Source organism: Falsiruegeria mediterranea M17 (assembly GCF_900302455.1).
GTDB lineage: Bacteria > Pseudomonadota > Alphaproteobacteria > Rhodobacterales > Rhodobacteraceae > Falsiruegeria > Falsiruegeria mediterranea.
The window spans coordinates 185,987-203,290 of record NZ_ONZG01000004.1; the positions used below are offsets into that span (position 1 = coordinate 185,987).

General features: G+C 59.0%; 19 protein-coding genes. 9 read left to right on the forward strand and 10 right to left on the reverse strand.

All coding sequences use genetic code 11. The annotated features are described in order from the left end of the window. On the reverse strand, nucleotides 1-240 hold the full coding sequence (locus TRM7615_RS09385; protein WP_108787275.1) for a DUF8831 family protein: 240 nt from the start codon (nucleotides 238-240) through the stop codon (nucleotides 1-3). A gap of 120 nt (nucleotides 241-360) precedes the next feature. On the opposite strand from TRM7615_RS09385, the gene TRM7615_RS09390 reads away from it, so the two are divergent. From TRM7615_RS09390 to TRM7615_RS09405, 4 genes are all read left to right on the forward strand, one after another. Further along, a complete protein-coding gene (locus TRM7615_RS09390; RefSeq protein ID WP_108786791.1) occupies nucleotides 361-1,068 on the forward strand; it encodes a M48 family metallopeptidase in 708 nt (235 codons plus the stop codon). Continuing rightward, the gene (locus TRM7615_RS09395; RefSeq protein WP_108786793.1) at nucleotides 1,065-1,433 is read left to right on the forward strand and encodes a YigZ family protein; all 369 of its coding nucleotides are present in this window, start codon (nucleotides 1,065-1,067) and stop codon (nucleotides 1,431-1,433) included. Before TRM7615_RS09390 ends, TRM7615_RS09395 begins: the two co-directional genes overlap by 4 nt. A gap of 72 nt (nucleotides 1,434-1,505) precedes the next feature. After that, on the forward strand, nucleotides 1,506-1,760 hold the full coding sequence (locus tag TRM7615_RS09400; RefSeq protein ID WP_108787277.1) for a DUF6455 family protein: 255 nt from the start codon (nucleotides 1,506-1,508) through the stop codon (nucleotides 1,758-1,760). A gap of 9 nt (nucleotides 1,761-1,769) precedes the next feature. Continuing rightward, entirely contained in the window at nucleotides 1,770-2,030 is a 261-nt protein-coding gene (locus TRM7615_RS09405; protein ID WP_108786795.1) for a DUF6455 family protein, read from the forward strand. Between the two features lie 225 nt (nucleotides 2,031-2,255). Here the strand turns inward: TRM7615_RS09405 and TRM7615_RS09410 are convergent, their stop codons facing one another. The 3 genes from TRM7615_RS09410 to rimO all read right to left on the reverse strand — a co-directional run bounded on the left by TRM7615_RS09410 (nucleotide 2,256) and on the right by rimO (nucleotide 5,245). Beyond that, nucleotides 2,256-2,498 carry a CDGSH iron-sulfur domain-containing protein gene (locus TRM7615_RS09410; protein WP_108786797.1) on the reverse strand — a complete coding sequence of 81 codons (243 nt, stop codon included), beginning with the start codon at nucleotides 2,496-2,498 and terminating at the stop codon, nucleotides 2,256-2,258. Between the two features lie 222 nt (nucleotides 2,499-2,720). Continuing rightward, nucleotides 2,721-3,617, reverse strand: a complete 897-nt coding sequence (locus tag TRM7615_RS09415) for an FRG domain-containing protein (RefSeq protein WP_108786799.1) — start codon at nucleotides 3,615-3,617, stop codon at nucleotides 2,721-2,723. A 215-nt stretch (nucleotides 3,618-3,832) separates the two neighbouring features. Further along, nucleotides 3,833-5,245, reverse strand: a complete 1,413-nt coding sequence (gene rimO, locus TRM7615_RS09420; protein ID WP_108786801.1) for a 30S ribosomal protein S12 methylthiotransferase RimO — start codon at nucleotides 5,243-5,245, stop codon at nucleotides 3,833-3,835. 99 nt (nucleotides 5,246-5,344) lie between these two features. Here rimO and TRM7615_RS09425 point away from each other — a divergent pair, with 99 nt between their 5' ends. Further along, entirely contained in the window at nucleotides 5,345-7,297 is a 1,953-nt protein-coding gene (locus tag TRM7615_RS09425; protein WP_108786803.1) for an AsmA family protein, read from the forward strand. Nucleotides 7,298-7,524: 227 nt separating this feature from the next. On the opposite strand, the gene TRM7615_RS09430 is transcribed toward TRM7615_RS09425, so the two are convergent. From TRM7615_RS09430 to TRM7615_RS09445, 4 genes are read right to left on the reverse strand one after another with little or no spacing between them, the layout of a single operon-like run. Next, nucleotides 7,525-9,021 carry a phosphomannomutase/phosphoglucomutase gene (locus TRM7615_RS09430; protein WP_108786805.1) on the reverse strand — a complete coding sequence of 499 codons (1,497 nt, stop codon included), beginning with the start codon at nucleotides 9,019-9,021 and terminating at the stop codon, nucleotides 7,525-7,527. Between the two features lie 20 nt (nucleotides 9,022-9,041). Further along, a complete protein-coding gene (gene kdsA, locus TRM7615_RS09435) occupies nucleotides 9,042-9,875 on the reverse strand; it encodes a 3-deoxy-8-phosphooctulonate synthase (protein ID WP_108786807.1) in 834 nt (277 codons plus the stop codon). A gap of 4 nt (nucleotides 9,876-9,879) precedes the next feature. Further along, nucleotides 9,880-11,538 (reverse strand): KpsE/RkpR family capsule polysaccharide export protein, encoded by a 1,659-nt coding sequence (locus TRM7615_RS09440; RefSeq protein ID WP_108786809.1) that lies wholly within the window; start codon nucleotides 11,536-11,538, stop codon nucleotides 9,880-9,882. Next, nucleotides 11,516-12,175, reverse strand: a complete 660-nt coding sequence (locus TRM7615_RS09445) for an ABC transporter ATP-binding protein (RefSeq protein WP_108786811.1) — start codon at nucleotides 12,173-12,175, stop codon at nucleotides 11,516-11,518. The genes TRM7615_RS09440 and TRM7615_RS09445 overlap by 23 nt, the downstream gene beginning before the upstream one ends. A 347-nt stretch (nucleotides 12,176-12,522) precedes the next feature. Here TRM7615_RS09445 and TRM7615_RS09450 point away from each other — a divergent pair, with 347 nt between their 5' ends. Continuing rightward, nucleotides 12,523-13,119: a uracil-DNA glycosylase family protein gene (locus TRM7615_RS09450; protein WP_108787279.1), complete on the forward strand. Its 597-nt coding sequence runs from the start codon at nucleotides 12,523-12,525 to the stop codon at nucleotides 13,117-13,119. Then, nucleotides 13,112-13,900: an SseB family protein gene (locus TRM7615_RS09455; protein WP_108786813.1), complete on the forward strand. Its 789-nt coding sequence runs from the start codon at nucleotides 13,112-13,114 to the stop codon at nucleotides 13,898-13,900. The genes TRM7615_RS09450 and TRM7615_RS09455 overlap by 8 nt, the downstream gene beginning before the upstream one ends. Before the next feature lie 64 nt (nucleotides 13,901-13,964). On the opposite strand, the gene yghU is transcribed toward TRM7615_RS09455, so the two are convergent. Further along, entirely contained in the window at nucleotides 13,965-14,843 is an 879-nt protein-coding gene (gene yghU / locus TRM7615_RS09460) for a glutathione-dependent disulfide-bond oxidoreductase (RefSeq protein WP_108787281.1), read from the reverse strand. A 254-nt stretch (nucleotides 14,844-15,097) separates the two neighbouring features. Between yghU and TRM7615_RS09465 the strand changes: the two genes are divergently transcribed. After that, a complete protein-coding gene (locus tag TRM7615_RS09465; RefSeq protein WP_108786815.1) occupies nucleotides 15,098-15,616 on the forward strand; it encodes a YHS domain-containing (seleno)protein in 519 nt (172 codons plus the stop codon). 115 nt (nucleotides 15,617-15,731) lie between these two features. Beyond that, complete coding sequence (locus TRM7615_RS09470) at nucleotides 15,732-16,520, forward strand: hypothetical protein (RefSeq protein WP_108786817.1); 789 nt, start codon at nucleotides 15,732-15,734, stop codon at nucleotides 16,518-16,520. 70 nt (nucleotides 16,521-16,590) lie between these two features. Here the strand turns inward: TRM7615_RS09470 and TRM7615_RS09475 are convergent, their stop codons facing one another. Next, nucleotides 16,591-17,175, reverse strand: a complete 585-nt coding sequence (locus TRM7615_RS09475) for a GcrA family cell cycle regulator (RefSeq protein WP_108786819.1) — start codon at nucleotides 17,173-17,175, stop codon at nucleotides 16,591-16,593. Nucleotides 17,176-17,304 lie beyond the last annotated feature (129 nt).

A 17,304-nucleotide genomic window follows, 5' to 3' on the forward strand; every position in this document is an offset into this window, starting at 1 on the left:
CTAATCCGGCGTCAGACGCAGTTGATAGACCCCTTCGGGCAGATCCAGCGCTGCGGCCAGATCCCGCAACTGTTCGGGCGACAGCGTGATCTTTTGCACGCTGTCGGTGCGTGGATCAAACTGCTCCAGCGTGACACATTCGGCAAAGCTGTTGATTGTGACATCTTCCTGAAGCGGGGTTTCGCCCTCGTCCACCAGGGTGATGACGGTGGCGTCGAATTCGTGCTCGATCGTAAACATGAGGCCAGAGTGCCCAGCCCCTGTCAGCAATGCAACCAAAAGCCGCGCCATTTCCGGGTGGCAGGCCCATTTCCTGCGCGCTAGGTTCTCAGACGGGTCCAATTACGGAAAGGCACCTTCATGCGCCGGATACTTCTGCTGCTGGCCGTTTTCTTGTCCGCCTGCGGTCAGGCTCCGGCACCGGTTCTGCCCGAAGGGGGCGGCAATCTGCCTGACGATTTTGACGCCGCCGCTGCCGAGTTGAGCTTTCGCAAGGTCAGTGGTGCCGTCGGCCCCACGGCCGAGCGCGTTTGTCGTGATCGCACGCGCGGCATCAATTGCAACTTTCGCATTGCCATCGACCTGGACCCCACTGCGCCGGTCAACGCCTTTCAAACCCTCGACAACAAGGGCAACCCGGTGGTTCTGTTCACGATTGCCATGTTGGCGGACGTCCGCAATCCGAACGAGTTGGCCTTTGTCATGAGCCATGAGGCAGCTCACCACATCTTGGGGCATTTGGACAAACAGGCTAACAATGCTGCAGCCGGAGCTGAATTTTATGGCGACCGCGAGGCGCGCAAGGGCGGAACGCCGGACGATATCCGTCAGGCGCAAGAGTTGGGCGCCGTGGTGGGCTCACGCATCTTTTCAAAGGAATTCGAGCTTGAGGCAGACGCCTTGGGCTCGGTCATCGCCATGGAGGCTGGGTATGACCCCCTCCAAGGCGCGCAGTTCTTCTTTCGCTTGCCTGACCCCGGAGACAAGTTTCTTGGCAGCCATCCTCCCAACGCCGAACGGCTGGAGATCGTGCGCCTTGCTGTTCGAAACCCGGAGTTGCTGCAATGAGTGATTTGATCCAGTTGGGCGTGGTGCTGACCGACCGCGGTTCGAAATACGCGGTTACGGGCGCGCGGGTGACCAGCCGGGCCGAGGTGGACGCGGTGCTGGCCGAACTCAAGACAGACCGCGCCTACGCCAAGGCCACGCATAACACCTGGGCCGCGATGCTTCCCCAAGGGGCGCTAAAGGCCGACGATGGTGAAAGCGGTGCGGGGATCGTGATCCTGCGAATGATGGAACGGGCCGGATTGAGCGATTACGTGATCATCGTGACCCGCTGGTACGGTGGCAAGAAACTGGGCGGGGACCGGTTCCGCCGGGTGCAGGATGCTGTCCGGGCCTACTTTGACGACCGCGGAATCGCACATTGATCTGAATCAAGGCGGGTTCTGTGAGGTGCGCTACGCTTTTGGCGTGACACGCGCGATCAGAGGATGAACCCCATGCCCAACCGTGAACAGCTCAAACGCCACGCCGACCTTGTCGATCGGATGGCCACCGTTCGTGGCATCGATCTCGAAGAACAGGCGCTGCGCGGCAATGTCTCGATCGACGAGATCAGCGATGCGGTGTCCAGCTGCACAAACTGCACTAACCCCGAACATTGCCAACAATGGCTGTCGGGGCGCGAACGCGCTGAAGCATCGCCCGAGTACTGCCGCAACGCGGATCTGTTTGCGGAACTGGCCCCGAAATAGGCACATCCCATGACCACACGTGACACCCTTGGCCCCATCAACCGGCACTTCTGGCTGACCCGATCGGTGGCGCGTTGCATGGGGGTGTCGCTGACCGAGGCGATGGCAACGGGTCGCCTGACCGAGGGTGAGTACGCCTACATGGTCACCACTTGCCGCCGCGCGGATTGTGCCGAAACCTGCCAGGAGTGGTTGGCTCAGCAGACGGGCCTCGTTGAGGAAGCCCCGATGCACTGCGCCAACGCGAGTTTGCTCAACTGCTTGCGGTAAGGTTCCCCCAAAACGGGGGCACTCCCGCCCGTCGTCAATTTTTCTTTACAGAAAAACCTCCTCCCGTTGGGCCGGGCCTCGCTTCGCTCGGCGGGGTGCGTTTGTAGCGAAACAGGTGCCCCAAGCGAAACCGCGCCGGGCATCGCCCGGCGCTGGGCCCAAGGCCGCCAGCGGTGCTGACGCAGTCAGGATCGCGCGGGCGCGGGAGCCCCCTGTCTCTGACCCTCAAAGCTTGGAGTGGCTGCCGTCGCAGAGGGGGGATTTGTCGCTGGCCTTGCAGCCGCAGAAAAAGACCTTTTTGTCCGCAGGGGCCGTGTATTTGACGGGGTTCAGGCCGGTGCCCTTGTGCGAGCCATCGCAAAAGGGTTGTTTCTGAGACTTCCCGCAGGCGCACCAGAAATAGGTTTTCCCCTCGGTCACCTCAACCGGATAGGGGGCTTTCTGGGCGATGATGGGCGCGTCGGACATGTGGCTCTCCTTGGATGGCTGGTGTCTGATCCAGAGGATAGCGGAGTGGGGGAGGATTGGTAGGTTGTTGGCGTGGCGTCCAAGCTTTTGCAAAGCAAAAGCCGCGCCCGACCCTCCCGTCAAACCGTAGGTTTGCCTACGGCAAAACGGGAGGGCGCTTTCGCACTCACCCAGTTTCGGGCGCGTGGGATCTTTTCATCAAGTTTGCTGAGGTTTAGAGAGCTAAGAGAAGTTGGTAGCGATAAACTCTGCGGTATTGTCGATTTCCGGAAAGAGGTTTTCTTTGCTAATAGTTAGCTCTTTTAGCTCGTCAAGAATTTGTGACTTCTTTGATCCAGAGATATAAATTTCCTGAATTTCTACATTATCCACAAAGAAATGTTCGTTTGGCTCAAATGGGAGGCCATAGACAAGGAATTCTCCGTCTTGTGCCACCAAACGGTTGTTTAGCTTCCTAGGTACGACGGCAAAGACATTTGCCAAATCTCTTGGGTTGATGCGCTTCTCAAATCCCGGCCTTTCAAGTGATACTAGCTGGCAAAGCTTTTCGACATCAGGATCATCATTGAATTTGATGATCCAATCCGCTGCGAATTCCTCCTCATCGTCTTGGTTGCGCTCGGATGCACATTCGTATGTTCGAAGGATGTGATCGTGAATGTTCGACTTTTGAACCTCAGGTAGCAAGCTCAAGTTGGCTAGGCAGCTAACCGTGTCACTGTCAAAATACTTTAGCCTTGATTCTGTGGGGTTGAAAATAATTACCTCTCCTGTTGCTTCCCTCTCATCTGACTGTGTCTTTGTTTTGCAAGCAAAAAACAGAGCTACCAATGGATTTCTTGTAACATCCAGTAGTCTCGTAGGGAGACCATAGTGCTGTGCTCGAACTAAGCGCTCCAGCGTCGTCGTCTCTCTTTCGAAGTCCAAGGGATGGGATGCGAGAAGCTGTTTTATCATCTCAGTTTCATTTTTGCGCCAGCGAGGATTCCTGAAGACTGAGGGGGTTGCAGAATATTTTTTGTTGCTATGCCCTCGGTAGAGTAACCTGCCTCTTTTCTGTTTTTTGTTGAGAGATGAGATGCGTTCAAGATATTCGGCTAGCGATCTGACAGGTTTCATTGATTTCAGATTTTCAAAAAATATGTGTCTTGCGACAGTCTCTTTGTTGGAAGGTGTTCGTCAAGTTCCTTAGACTGTTTTTGCCAATTTTTAGCGCAGAAATGAACACATTCAAAGAATGTGCAAAGCTCTGACTATCCCCAAGGCGAGGACGTTTCGTTCCCGCCTCTCCGCACGAGCGCGGTTCACCATTGTGAAAAAAAGGTTGTTAAAGTTCAATTGGGCGAGCGGATCGTGCCCCACAAATCATACTCCCCCGCCTCATCAACTTCAACGGTCACGATCTCACCAATGCTCAACCCTTCGGTTCCCTCATCAATGAACAGGTTTCCGTCGATCTCGGGTGCGTCCGCCTTGGTGCGGCAGGTGGCGATGCCGTCTTGGTCGATGTCGTCCACGATCACATCCATGATCTGACCGACCTTGGCCTCTAGCTTGGCCTCGGAAATCGCCTGCGCCTTTTCCATGAAGCGGTCCCAGCGGTCCTGTTTGACCTCGGCCGGAACATGATTGGCCAAGTCGTTTGACCGCGCGCCGTCAACGTTTTCGTATTGGAAGCATCCAACGCGGTCCAGTTGCGCCTCGTCCATCCAATCGAGCAGATACTGGAACTCTGCCTCGGTCTCGCCCGGGTAGCCCACGATAAAGGTCGAGCGCAGGGTGATGTCGGGGCAGACCGCACGCCAGGCGGCGATCTCGTCCAGGGTTTTGGCCGAAGCGGCCGGGCGGGCCATGCGTTTCAGAACGTCCGGGTGGGCGTGCTGGAACGGGATGTCGAGGTAGGGCAGTACCGCGCTCTCAGGGTCAGCCATCAACGGGATCAGCTCGCGCACGGACGGGTAGGGATAGACATAGTGCAGCCGCACCCAGAGGTCTTTCGCGTTGCCTAGTTTGCCCAGTTCGCGCGTTAGATCGGTGATGTGGCTGCGCAGCTCGCCGTCTTTCCAGGGGTTCACATCGTATTTGCGATCCAGTCCATAGGCCGAAGTGTCCTGTGAGATCACCAGCAGTTCGCGCACGCCTGCGCTCACCAGTTTCTCGGCCTCGCGCAGTACCGCATGGGCCGGGCGGCTGGCCAGTTTCCCGCGCATGTCGGGGATGATGCAGAACTTGCATTTGTGGTTACAGCCCTCGGAAATCTTGAGGTAACTGTAGTGGCGCGGGGTGAGCTTGACACCGCTGGCGGGCAGCAGGTCGACAAACGGGTCGGGCGAGGGTGGCACGGCACCGTGCACCGCATCGAGCACCTGTTCGTATTGATGCGGGCCGGTGACGGCCAGGATGCGGGGGTGGTGTTCACGGATGTAATCCGGTTCGGCCCCCAGGCAGCCGGTTACGATGACCTTGCCGTTTTCGGTCAACGCCTCGCCAATGGCATCTAGGCTTTCGGCCTTGGCTGAATCCAGAAACCCGCAGGTGTTTACGATCACCGCATCCGCGCCCGCGTAGTCGGGCGAGACGCCGTACCCTTCGGCCCGCAGACGGGTCAGAATGCGTTCGCTGTCGACAAGCGCCTTGGGGCATCCCAGGGACACCATTCCAATCGTTGGCTGGCCTGCGCGGGGCTGCTCGGTCATCCGGGCGGCAGGGGCAAGGTCGGGGCGGAGATTTGGCGGGTTCGTGCTCATGCTCGCGCGTATAGTGGGGTTTGGTGGCCCTTGCAAATGTTGTGCCACAGGCGGTGCGCTGGCATAGAATTGGACAAAAGACGGTCAAGGAGCAGTGTCATGGGGTGGTTGGTTCGGATCAGTGTGATCCTGGTTGTTGTTGTCGGGCTGATTGTCGGCGTGCTGCTGCTGTTGCCGGGCGACAAAATCGCTTCGCTTGCGGCGGATCAGATCAAGGCGCAGACCGGACGCGACGTGGATTTTGGCAAAGATGTCAAGGTCACGCTGTGGCCGGTGTTGGGGATCGAAACCGGGGCTGTAACCGTTGGCAATGCCGATTGGGCCAGCGATGCGCCGATGCTTAAGGCTGATACGTTGTCGATCGGCGTTGCCGCAGCGCCTTTGTTGTCCGGTGAGGTGCAGATCAAGCGGGTGATTGCCCAGAACCCGGTGTTGCGTCTGGAGGAAGCCGGGGAGCGACAGAACTGGAACTTCTCGACCGCGGCAGGGGCATCTGACGCGACTGGCACAACCGCGCCGAGGGCCTCCTCGACCGAGAGTTTTGGCGTCACATTGGAGCGGTTGGAGCTGCGCAATGCCCGACTGGTTCATATCAAGGATGGGCAAACCGACCTGGATTTTGCTGGCGTTACGCTCAAGGCACGATGGCCTAACCCGACCGCGCCGCTCGAGGTCGAGGCAGCCTTGGCCGTGGGCAAGGACACGATTGACGTGGTGATGACCCTGCCGGACCTGCCCGGATTTGCAGCGGGGCGCGTGACGGACATGAGCTTTTCGATGACGGGGCCAGAGACGACGCTCAGCTATTCCGGCAAGGTCAGCAGCGTGGGCGAGATTTCAGGGCAGGCCAAACTGGCGTCCAAAGACACCGCGCGAATGCTGGCCGCTTTTGGGCAGCCGGGTATCAGCCTGCCGCAAGGCTTGGGGCAAGCGGCTGAGGTGTCGACGCAAGTTACCTACACACAAGACGGAAAGCTTGCGTTGCGCGGGCTGCGGGCGACGCTCGATCAGAACACCTTTGCGGGCAACGCGGATCTTCTGGTGGCTGATCCGCCGCGGATCATTGCACGGCTTACGACCAGCACCCTCGACCTGACTGGCCTGACTTCAGCTGAAGGGGGCAGAGGGGCCTCGGGTGGCGCCTCCGCAGCGAGCGGTTGGTCAAAAGACCTGATAGATGCATCAGCCCTGTCACTCGCCAACGGAAGCATCCGGCTGACGGCGGATGCGATCAAAACCTCTGGGCTTGCGCTTGGTGCAAGTGATCTGACGCTGGGCCTGGATCGCGCGCGCGCAGTTCTCAAGCTGTCGCCGGTATCCGTATTTGGCGGCACGGTGACCGGTCAACTTGTGGCCAACAACCGCAACGGCCTGTCGGTGGGTGGCAAGCTGCAGCTGAACGGGATCGACGCACAAGATACGTTGGTCACGCTCGCTGACATCGAGCGTTTGTCCGGCAAGCTTGACGGTTCGGTCGAATTTCTGGGCGTGGGGCAGACCGAGGACGCGATCATGCATTCACTGTCCGGAAGGGGCGGTCTGCAGATGGGCCGTGGGGTGATTTCCGGCATTGATTTGGATGGGTTGATGGGCACGGGCAATGGCTCGGGCGGGACGACGGTGTTCAACAGCCTGACGGCAAGCTTCACAATGCAGAACGGAAACCTGGACAACCGCGATCTGCTTCTTCAACTCGATAACTACCGTGCCGATGGGGGTGGGCGCGTCGGTTTGGGCAATCGCGATATCGACTATCTGTTTACACCTGTTGCCTTGCGAGCCAATTCGGGCAAGGGGCTTGCGATCCCGGTGCGCATTGTCGGGCCCTGGTCTGATCCGGCGATCAAGCCGGATCTGAGCCAGGTGATCGAAGCTGCAGCAGGAGTCGAAATCGACAAGATCGAACAAGAGGCCAAGGATCGCGCGCTTGAAAAGCTCAGCGAGGAGCTTGATGCCACCGTAACCGAAGACCAGGATGTCGAGGAACTGATCAAAGACCGGTTGGAGGATGAAGCCAAGAAAGGCGTGCTGAAACTCTTTGGGCTTGATTGACGCGGAACGGGCAGGGGGCTCTGCCCCCGTAGCAGCTAGCTGTTCCTCCCCCGCCCGAATTTTGCACGAGACGAAACAGGGGGCGGTTGCAATTATCTGATCGACCTGAGCGACACGAACCCTTGGTTGTCGGACGCAACCGCCGCGCGGAACGCGCGGCCCGGCCCAACCCCGAAGGGGGCTCTCGTCAGAGAGGTCGTTGAGGGGGCGGGAGCGCGCCCCTCTCGTCAGATGGTTTGGTCGTAGTCGCCCACACCGGGTTCGGTGCGGATGACCGCGTCGATGTCGGCAAAGATGGCGCGCATTTCGGCCTCGCTTTCGCTGCTTTCGCACACCACCACCAGGTTGGGTGTGTTGGACGAAGCACGCACAAGCCCCCAACTGCCGTTGTCCAGGATCACGCGGGCGCCGTTGACGGTGACGACCTCTTTGATCGGGCGGCCTGCCAGCGTTTCGCCCGCGTCATATTTGGCCACCAGCTTGTCCACCAGCCGCGCCAGAATGTCGTATTTTTCTGTGTCGGCAGCATAAGGCGACATGGTCGGCGTTGCCCACGTCTTGGGCAGGGCTTTGCGCAGGTCCGACATGCTCTTGTCGGGGTTGCGATCCATCAACTTGCAGATCTCGACCGCCACGCGCATGCCGCAGTCATATCCGCGTCCGACTGGCCCGGCGAGAAAGTAGTGACCGGATTTTTCGAACCCTGCCAGAGCGCCGATTTCCTTGACCCGGCGCTTCATGTGGCTGTGGCCGGTCTTCCAGTAATCCGCTGTCACGCCATTGGCCTGCAACTCGGGGTCGCTGGCAAAGAGGCCAGTGGATTTCACATCCGCCACAAAGGTGGCGTTGGGGTAAATCTTGGACAGATCGCGCGCCATGATCACGCCGACCTTGTCGGCAAAAATCTCTTCGCCTTCGTCATCCACCACACCACAACGGTCCCCGTCGCCGTCAAAGCCAAGCGCCATATCGGCGCCTGAGGCTTTGACCGAAGCGGACATGTCATGCAACATTTCCATGGCCTCGGGGTTTGGGTTGTAATTGGGGAAGGTATAGTCGAGCCGGTTGTGGCTATCCACGACCTCAACCCCCATACGTTCAAACACTTCGGGCGCAAAGGCGGCTGCCGTGCCATTACCTGTGGCGCAGACAACCTTGAGTGGGCGGGACATTTTGAAATCCCCAACCAGATCGTCGACATACGCCTCTTTGACGCCATCCACGAATTCATACGAGCCACCGGGCCGCGCCACGCCCTCGCCGTTCAGCACGATATCGCGCAATTCGGCCATCTCGTCCGGGCCGTGGGTCAGGGGGCGGTCAAAGCCCATCTTGACCCCGGTCCAGCCGTTGGGGTTGTGGCTGGCGGTGACCATCGCCACGGCTGGCACATCCAGATGGAACTGTGCGAAATAGGCCATGGGCGACACCGCGGGCCCGATGTCCTTGACCTGAATACCTGCTTGCATCAGCCCGACAATCAGGGCGTTTTTGATGCTGAGCGAGTAGTCGCGATAATCGTTGCCAACCGCGATCACCGGTTCGATGCCGCGCTTATGTATCTGCGTGCCCAAACCCAGGCCCAGTGCCGTCATGCCGGGCAGGTTGATCTCGTCAGGGTATTTCCAGCGCGCGTCATATTCGCGAAAGCCCGTGGGCTTGATCATGGCGTCGCGCAGAAAGCTCCAGGTGTTCGGGGTCACCTCAGCAAGGGGTTTGGTCATAACAAAAATCTCGTCAAAGGTCAGATTTGAATGGGGTTGGCTTTTGCAAGCCGGTCGAAATCCATGAGGCTGCTGATCAGCGCCGACATTTGATCCAGGTAGATCATGTTGGGTCCGTCACAGGGGGCATTGTCGGGGTCCTGGTGCGTTTCCATGAAGACACCCGCAACACCCGCCGCCACTGCGGTTCGCGCCATGAGGGGGGCAAACTCGCGCTGCCCGCCAGAAGACCCACCCAGACCACCGGGCTGTGCGACTGTGTGAGTTGCGTCCATGATCACCGGATAGCCGGTGCGCGCCATTTCCGGCAGCGCCTGCATGTCGACGACCAAGCGGTTGTAACCAAAGCTTACACCGCGCTCGGTCAGCATGATCTTGTGGTTATCGGTGCTTTCGATCTTGGCCGCCACGTTGGCCATGTCCCAGGGCGCCAGGAACTGGCCCTTTTTGACGTTGACCGTGGCGCCGGTTGCGCCCGCGGCCTTGAGAAGGGCGGTCTGGCGGCACAAGAAGGCGGGGATCTGCAGGATATCACAAACCTCGGCCACGGGTGCGCATTGCTCTTTTTCGTGCACGTCCGTTGTCACCGGCACGCCGATGGTATCCTTGACCGACTGCAGAACCGACAACCCCTTGTCCAGCCCCAGGGCAGGGGCCGCGTTGACCGAAGTGCGGTTCGCCTTGTCGAACGACCCCTTGAACACATACTGCGCGCCGACGGCATCACAGGCTTCTTTCAGGGTGCCGGCAATCATCTGCGCATGGTCTGCGCTTTCCAGCTGGCAGGGGCCCGCGATGATGGTGAGCGGGAGGTCATTGCCGATCGTCAGACCGGCGACTGGGACATGTTTCATGAGATTACGATGATACCTGTTCACGAAGGATGGACGCTGTAAGCGAGATCATCAGGTAGATACCGGAAAACACCAGGAATGCCAAAATCGTATTTTCAAAGGCACGTGGATAGGCGGGTTCCTCGCTTTCCACCGGATAAACCGATGTCGTCAGATAGCGCACCTGGCGGTTGGCTTCCATCCGGGTGGTTTCCATCTGCTGCAATGAGGCTTGGAGCATGGCGTCGCGCGTCGCCAGATCGGCCTGAGCCATCTGGATTCTGACCGCCAAGCGCGCCAGCGAGTTTTCGCCGTTCGAGGCGTCCGTCATCTCTGCGTTCAGTTGGACGAGAAGATCGCTGAGCCGCTGCACGTCACCACGTGCACCTTCAACTTTGGCGCGGTTCGGGCGGGGGTTGTCCAGCAAGGCTGCCAGTTGAAGTTCTTTCTCTTGCAGCTGTACCTCGACCGTATTGATGCGACTGCGCAGGCTGGCGATTACCCCTTCGGGGTCCAGAAGCGCGCCCTTGATCTGCAATTCGATCAGGGCCTCTTGTGCTTCGCGCCGTTTTTCTTCGGCGATATCCAAACCTTCTTCTGCGTCTTTCATCTGATCGGCGCGTTTTTCAACCGACAAATTGTTGACGCGTTCTTCGGCGTAAGAAATCAGCTTTTCCGAAAATTCCGTCGCAACGGCTGGGTCTGGTGCGATCACCTCCATCCGGATGACGCCTTCGGTTGGGTCATACCCGATCTTTACGTTGCGGCTGTAGGTTTTGTAGGCTTCTTCGTTTGACGCATCGACAGGCAGTCGTTGAATCGGATCAATCCAAAGCTGTGCAAACTCGTTCTTGAAGCCGACATCACGGTCCAGGCGCAGCATTCCATCCTTGGATTCCAGATAGGATTGCACGGCAATGGAGTCTTGGCTGGTGGCAAATTGTGTGCCGGACAAAAGTCCGCCAATCCCACTGGCGTTGTCCGCCTGAAGGATCAGGAATTCGGACTTTGACGAATACATCGGTGTGGCAATGACGTAAAAGTACCACCCGACAATCAGAGTTGGCAGGAACACAAAGGCCGACAGCCGCGTCATCAACAGCAAGAGTTTCTTGCGGCGACGCTTGGCAATATCGCGTTGGATCTGGCCGATCTCGCGATCGCGACGTTCTGCCGGGCTCAGCTCGGTGGACGGCAGGGTTTGTTTCTGGGGCGCAACTGTTTGTGGTAACTGAACCTTGTCGGATTTCTCGTCCTTTTTGGCTGCGGGTTTTGTTTCGGCCTCGTTCTTGGGCACCACCAGTTCAAGCATGTTCGACCGCTTCAACGGGTCAATTCCGTTTTGGCGCAGCAGACGTACGGCATCATAGTCGGATGTTGCGGGCAAGTTGTGTTTTTGCGCCACGCGCCGTGCCATGCGCAATTGGCGTCCGGTCAGGCCCTCTTTCTTGATCGCATCGATCTCGGTCTCGGCGCTGGTTTCGCGCGCCGAAGATACCTGACCTTGCATCGCGGCCTGATCGGCCCGGGCGCGCGCAGACGGGTCAGTTGCGGGCGCAGGCGCCGCGGATTGCGCCATGTCCTCTGCTGGCGTAGCTTTCTCTATCGGCGCAGCTCCGCCCTCGGCCGGGTTGGCCGGATTGCGGCGGATGCGAAACTTTTTAGCCTTGGGTTTCGTAGTCATAGAGCTGCTTAGCCTCTTCCAAGGTGTCAAACATGTGCAGGTGGCCATCCAGCAGAACGGCAGCCTGACGTGCGAATTTTTCAAGAATGTCGGGTTGGTGGGACACGATGATGATCGTGGTTGTGCGCAACCGCTCTTCAAGGATCGAACCGGCCCGTTTGTTGAACTCGACATCAGTCGAGCCGGGCATCCCCTCGTCGATGAGGTAGATGTCGAAATCCAGCGCTAGCATCAACGCAAAGGAAAATCTGGCCCGCATTCCCGACGAATAAGTGCCAAGGGGTTGATCAAAGTACTCTCCCAATCCGCAGAGCCAACGGCAATAGGCCTCGACATAATCCGGATCCAACCCGTAGAGCTTGGCGATATAGCGTGAGTTTTCCATGGCCGAAACGCGCCCGACAACGCCACCCATGAAACCGAGTGGGAAAGAAATGTTGCAGTTGCGCCGAATCTCGCCTTCATCCGGTTTCTCAAGGCCTGCGATCATGTTGACCAGAGTTGTCTTGCCGGTGCCGTTTGGCGCCAGGACACCCAGAGATTTTCCCAATTCCACGCGAAAGGAGACCCGGTCCAGGATCACCTTGCGGTGGCTTCCTGTCCAAAAGGACTTGCTGACGTTGTCAAACTCGAGCATCGGTTTACTGCTTTATGCCTTGTCGGATGGCTGAACCTCAGCCGTTGGTCGCTGGCGGCCCTTCTTTGTGTGGGGCGTTGGGCTGGTTTATAGGGCGATTTTGGCCACATTATGTCGAAATGTGAAACAAATATTCAACGCGTTGTGTCACGGTCAAATCTCGGTGTTTCAACATGAGAAGAGTTTTACCAGATTGAAGACCCGTTTGGGATGGGGGCGTCGGAAAAGATTGTTTCCACTTGGTGAACAATTTCGTGTGCCGGGCTGTTCTGACTCTGGACCGGCAACGGAATTTTCCTATTCTGATCTCCATTTGCAACGCGCTGCAAGCGAAAAAAGGACTGGTTTTGACCCAAGCCGCACACGTAAAATCTCAAATTCGGGCGTGCACGCAGTGTTCCGACCGCTTTTCCAAGACGGCGTCGGCGCACAAGCCGCGCCCTGTGGTGTGGTTTCGACCCACGGCGCGACTGTTGATTGCGGGGCAGGCACCGGGCGCACGGGTCCACGCTTCGGGACGACCATTTACCGACCCGTCGGGCGACCGGCTGCGGGACTGGCTGGGGTTGGATGAACAGACCTTTTACGACAAGGACCGCGTGGCTATCGTGCCGATGGCCTTTTGCTTTCCGGGTTACAACGAACGCAAGGCTGACCTGCCACCGCCGCCCATTTGCGGCAAGACCTGGCATCACCAGGTGATGGCGGCCTTGGGCGGGGTGCAACTGACCATCCTGGTCGGCGGCTACGCTCAAAAATTCCACATGGGCGCAAAAGGATCGGTCACGCAGACTGTTGAACGGTGGCGCGACCATGCGCCCGCGGTCTTTGCCTTGCCTCATCCCTCGTGGCGCAATACGGGATGGCTGAAGAAAAACCCCTGGTTCGAGGCCGAGTTGCTGCCGGCGCTCAGGGCCCGAGTGAATGAGGTGCTCAATGACTGACCCAACACCGCTTGATGTCGCCCATGCCGCGATGGAGGCAGCACCTGCGGACGATGCAGCGCGCCTGCGGTTCTATGAGAGGTTGGGAGATTGCGAGCTATTCCTGCTGCTGACGGAAGAGGCCAAGGACGAGAATATCTCGCCCGAGGTGTTCGAGGTGGCGGATGGGCGGTTTCTGCTGGCTTTTGACCGCGAAGAGCGACTGGCACAATTCGTCGGCCAACCCGCGCCCTATGCGGCGTTGTCGGGGCGTATCCTGGCGATGATGCTTGCCGGGCAGGGGGTTGGTTTGGGCGTGAACCTCGAAGTGGCGCCGTCCTCGATCCTGATCCCGCCCGAAGCGATAGCCTGGCTGCAACGGACGTTGGAGCACGCTCCCGACGAGGTCGAAGCGCAGGTGGAGCAGTTCACGCCGCCCACCGGTCTGCCCGAAAGCCTGATCACCTCGCTGGACGTGAAACTGAGTACGGCGCAGGGGCTGGCTGACACGGCCTATCTTGTGGGTGTCACTTACTCTGGTGGTGGGCAGGGGCATCTTTTGGGGTTTGTTGGCGCTATCGAAGACGCGCAGGGGGCCTTGGCCAAAGCGGCCTCTGAGGCGCTGACGTTTTCTGGTGTTGATGCGGGCGCGATGGATGTGGGGTTCTTTGACGCGGGCGATCCGGTGGCGGCGAAGCTCGAGGCTGTTGGCCTGCGGTTTGACCTTCCGCAACCAGAAGTGCCCGAGGTGAAACACGCGGCCCCGGGAAGCGACCCGGACAAGCCGCCGCGATTGAAGTGAGGGGGCGCGGGGGTCGGGGGCATGGCCGCAACGCGGCCATGCCCCCGACCCCCGCGCGTCCGCTCTACTCTTCGGCTGGCCCGAGCTTGTCTTGGGTCTTGGTCTCGAAATCGCCGGCGTCGTGGCGTTCGCGCAGCTGTGTGTGCAATTCGCCAAAGGCCCGGTTCACCATGCGACCCTGGCTGACTGCCGGGCGGGCGTCGATGTCTTTCGCCCAGCGCAAAACGTTCTCGTAGCTGGTCACATCCAGGAATTCGGCTGCGTCATAGAGGCGTCCCAGAACCAATTGCCCGTACCAAGCCCAGATCGCCATGTCGGCAATGGTGTAGTCGGGGCCTGCGATGAACGCTGTCTCGGCCAATTGCCGATCCAGAACATCCAGCTGACGTTTGGTTTCCATCGCAAAGCGGTCGATCGGATACTGCCATTTCTCGGGCGCATAGGCGTAGAAATGACCAAAACCGCCGCCCAGATACGGCGCACTGCCCATCTGCCAGAACAGCCAGTTCATTACTTCGGTTCGCGCCGCACCGCTCTTGGGCAGGAAGGCATCGAACTTCTCGGCCAGATGCACCAGGATCGAACCGGATTCGAACACGCGCACCGGCGTATCGCCTGAATGGTCCATCATCGCGGGGATCTTGGAGTTCGGGTTGGCCCCGACAAAGCCCGAGCCAAATTGTTCACCCTCGCCGATGTTGACGAGCCAAGCGTCGTATTCCGCGCCCTCGTGACCAAGTGCCAGCAGCTCTTCAAGCATCACCGTGACCTTGACCCCGTTGGGTGTCGCCAGAGAATAGAGCTGCAGCGGGTGCTTGCCCACCCGCAGATCCTTGTCGTGGGTGGCGCCTGCAATGGGGCGGTTGATGTTGGCAAAGCGTCCACCGCTTTCGGCGTCCCAGGTCCAAACTTTGGGCGGGGTGTAGGTTGTATCGTCGCTCATGTCGCGTGTCATCCGTATCTGTTTGAGGCCTGAAGCCCCGGTTGCGAGCTAGTCCAGAGGCGATCAAAGTCCAACCGCGCGGTGGGGGCAAGGGGGACATTGAAACAAAACGGGGCGTCTTGATCACGAATTCTCGTGTCGCCTCACAGCCGCGTTAACCCCCCTTCGCAGGTGAGATTTTTCACATATTGTTTGGGAACGCCCGGTACAGATGCCGGACAGCCAAGAGATTTGAACCCAGACAGGACCCCGCCATGAAACGTTTTGCCCTGGCCTTTGCCGCCGCCTCTATGTTCGCTTTGCCTGCCCTTGCAGGTCCTCAATATGTTGACGAAACCGGCTTTGCCGTATCCGGCTATGACGTCGTGGCCTATCGCGGCTTGGCTCAGGTTTCGGTCGGCCAATCCCAGCCCGAAGGTGTCAAAGGCCGCGCTGACTTGACTGCCGAATACAACGGGTCGACCTTCGCCTTTTCGACCGAAGCCAACCGGGATGCCTTTGTGGCAAACCCGGCATTCTATGCGCCGCAGTACGACGGCCACTGCGCCTATGGCGTCTCTAAAGGCGGCAAGGTGCCCGGCAACCCGAACCTGTGGCGGATCGTTGACGACAAGCTGTATCTGAACATCACCGACGTTGTGGTTGGCTTCTGGGAAGAAGACATTCCCGGTAACCTGAACCTGGCTCAAGGCAACTGGCCCGGCATCGAAGGAAAGGATGCCTCGACCAGCACGATTCCAAAATTCACCTCGCAGGCGCCGATCAAGAACTGATCCACCCGTCATGGTTTGAAAACAAGGCGCCCGATTTTGCTTCGGGCGTCTTTTTTGTCGCCTTGTCCAGTTGTTTTAGTCAGACTGACCGAAACAAACGCAAGGGGCGCTTGGCATGTGGTCACGCATATTGGCTGCGACGGCAGCGATAGTAGGTGGTGCTACAGCGGCACTGGCCGAGCCATTGTATCCGAATTCGGTTGTGTCCAACGAACTGGAGTTCATCACGACCAGAGATGAAAACGCCCTTGGGTGTTTGGTCTTTCAAGACCGCGTTCGGGCCGAGATGCCGGATAAACGCCGGGAAGAGCTTTTTGCCGACGACGTCTTTCAGTTTCAGGCGCGCTTTACGGACGGGACGCAAGTGGACATCTATGTGCACCCCGATGCAGGTGAGATGCAGCGCGCCGAAGAACTCGCAAATGAAATTTCGCGCCCGATTGGCGCGTTGCCCACCCTGATGCGACAGAAACTGCGGCACGTCGTGGTGCATATCGGCGATGAAACGGCATTTGCCGAAGATCGCGGACGGTTCTTTACCGTCTATTCCGACAACATGGCGACGCGGATCGAAAACCATGACCTCGAGGAGACCGTTTTCCACGAATCCGTTCACGCCACATTGGACCTGCCTTGGGCCGACAGCGCAGAATGGAAGCAGGCGCAGAAGGCAGACGGTGGATTCATCACGGATTATGCAGCCCGCAACCCGCAGGGCGAGGATTTGGCCGAAAGCGCCCTATTTGCATGGGCGCTGTTGCGTTACCCAGGACGTTTACCTGTCGAGGTCGAAGAGGCCGTGCGCACTGCAATTCCCAACCGGTTGGAACTGTTGGAGCAGATCCTCAAGGTGGACGAGCCGATTCAGCAGCCCATCGGTTCGTATCAGGGATGCAATGGCTGACAGAGCGGTCGAGGCTGAAACACAAAAGCCCGCGACATTGCGCGGGCTTTTGGGAATACACTGAATACGCTTACCGGCGGCGGTCGCGGCGGGCGCTCATCGGCTGGAAGGCCACGCCGACATGCGCCTCGCAATAGGGTTTGCCCTGTTGCACGGGCAGGCCGCAGAACCAGAAATCATCCGTTGCAGGGTCGCCCACGGGCCATTTGCAGGTGCGCTCGGTCAGCTCCATCAAGGTCAGCTTCTTGGCTTTCTTCTCAACCTCGTTGACCTTGGCCAGTGCCTCGGGGCTGATTTCATTGGCCGAGGGCTGCGGCGGCAGCGGCTGGCCTGCGGGAATGATCTGCTTGCGGGCCGGGATCGGCTTTGCGTCGGCCGCAGGGGCCGCAGGTTCGGGCGCCGGTTTGCGGGCCGGTTCGGTCTTAGGCGCAGGCTTGGCGCGCGGTTCGGCCTTGGCCGCCGGTGCGGGCTTTTCCTTGGGCTCTGCCTTGGTCGAGGCATTGCTGGTCGCGCGGTTCGACAGGCCCAGGCGATGCACCTTGCCGATGACGGCGTTGCGTGTCACGCCGCCCAGTTCCTTGGCGATCTGGCTGGCCGACTGGCCCTCGCCCCACATTTTCTTGAGCAGTTCTACGCGCTCGTCGGTCCAGGACATGGCATGCCTTTCAAAGCGGGAAAGCGGCCCCCATCGCGGCCGCCTTCGGAATTTGTCTCAGCGCCCTATTTTAATCACTGCGCCGCGAGTTACAAGGCGTCTTAGAATCAGTTTCGCAGCAAAGCTTGG

Excerpts from the sequence above, each read along its gene's own strand:
- TRM7615_RS09385 (WP_108787275.1), bottom strand. The coding sequence starts at position 240 with ATGTTTACGATCGAGCACGAATTCGACGCCACCGTCATCACCCTGGTG.
- TRM7615_RS09390 (WP_108786791.1), top strand. The coding sequence starts at position 361 with ATGCGCCGGATACTTCTGCTGCTGGCCGTTTTCTTGTCCGCCTGCGGT.
- TRM7615_RS09395 (WP_108786793.1), top strand. The coding sequence starts at position 1,065 with ATGAGTGATTTGATCCAGTTGGGCGTGGTGCTGACCGACCGCGGTTCG.
- TRM7615_RS09400 (WP_108787277.1), top strand. The coding sequence starts at position 1,506 with ATGCCCAACCGTGAACAGCTCAAACGCCACGCCGACCTTGTCGATCGG.
- TRM7615_RS09405 (WP_108786795.1), top strand. The coding sequence starts at position 1,770 with ATGACCACACGTGACACCCTTGGCCCCATCAACCGGCACTTCTGGCTG.
- TRM7615_RS09410 (WP_108786797.1), bottom strand. The coding sequence starts at position 2,498 with ATGTCCGACGCGCCCATCATCGCCCAGAAAGCCCCCTATCCGGTTGAG.
- TRM7615_RS09415 (WP_108786799.1), bottom strand. The coding sequence starts at position 3,617 with ATGAAACCTGTCAGATCGCTAGCCGAATATCTTGAACGCATCTCATCT.
- rimO (WP_108786801.1), bottom strand. The coding sequence starts at position 5,245 with ATGAGCACGAACCCGCCAAATCTCCGCCCCGACCTTGCCCCTGCCGCC.
- TRM7615_RS09425 (WP_108786803.1), top strand. The coding sequence starts at position 5,345 with ATGGGGTGGTTGGTTCGGATCAGTGTGATCCTGGTTGTTGTTGTCGGG.
- TRM7615_RS09430 (WP_108786805.1), bottom strand. The coding sequence starts at position 9,021 with ATGACCAAACCCCTTGCTGAGGTGACCCCGAACACCTGGAGCTTTCTG.
- kdsA (WP_108786807.1), bottom strand. The coding sequence starts at position 9,875 with ATGAAACATGTCCCAGTCGCCGGTCTGACGATCGGCAATGACCTCCCG.
- TRM7615_RS09440 (WP_108786809.1), bottom strand. The coding sequence starts at position 11,538 with ATGACTACGAAACCCAAGGCTAAAAAGTTTCGCATCCGCCGCAATCCG.
- TRM7615_RS09445 (WP_108786811.1), bottom strand. The coding sequence starts at position 12,175 with ATGCTCGAGTTTGACAACGTCAGCAAGTCCTTTTGGACAGGAAGCCAC.
- TRM7615_RS09455 (WP_108786813.1), top strand. The coding sequence starts at position 13,112 with ATGACTGACCCAACACCGCTTGATGTCGCCCATGCCGCGATGGAGGCA.
- yghU (WP_108787281.1), bottom strand. The coding sequence starts at position 14,843 with ATGAGCGACGATACAACCTACACCCCGCCCAAAGTTTGGACCTGGGAC.
- TRM7615_RS09465 (WP_108786815.1), top strand. The coding sequence starts at position 15,098 with ATGAAACGTTTTGCCCTGGCCTTTGCCGCCGCCTCTATGTTCGCTTTG.
- TRM7615_RS09470 (WP_108786817.1), top strand. The coding sequence starts at position 15,732 with ATGTGGTCACGCATATTGGCTGCGACGGCAGCGATAGTAGGTGGTGCT.
- TRM7615_RS09475 (WP_108786819.1), bottom strand. The coding sequence starts at position 17,175 with ATGTCCTGGACCGACGAGCGCGTAGAACTGCTCAAGAAAATGTGGGGC.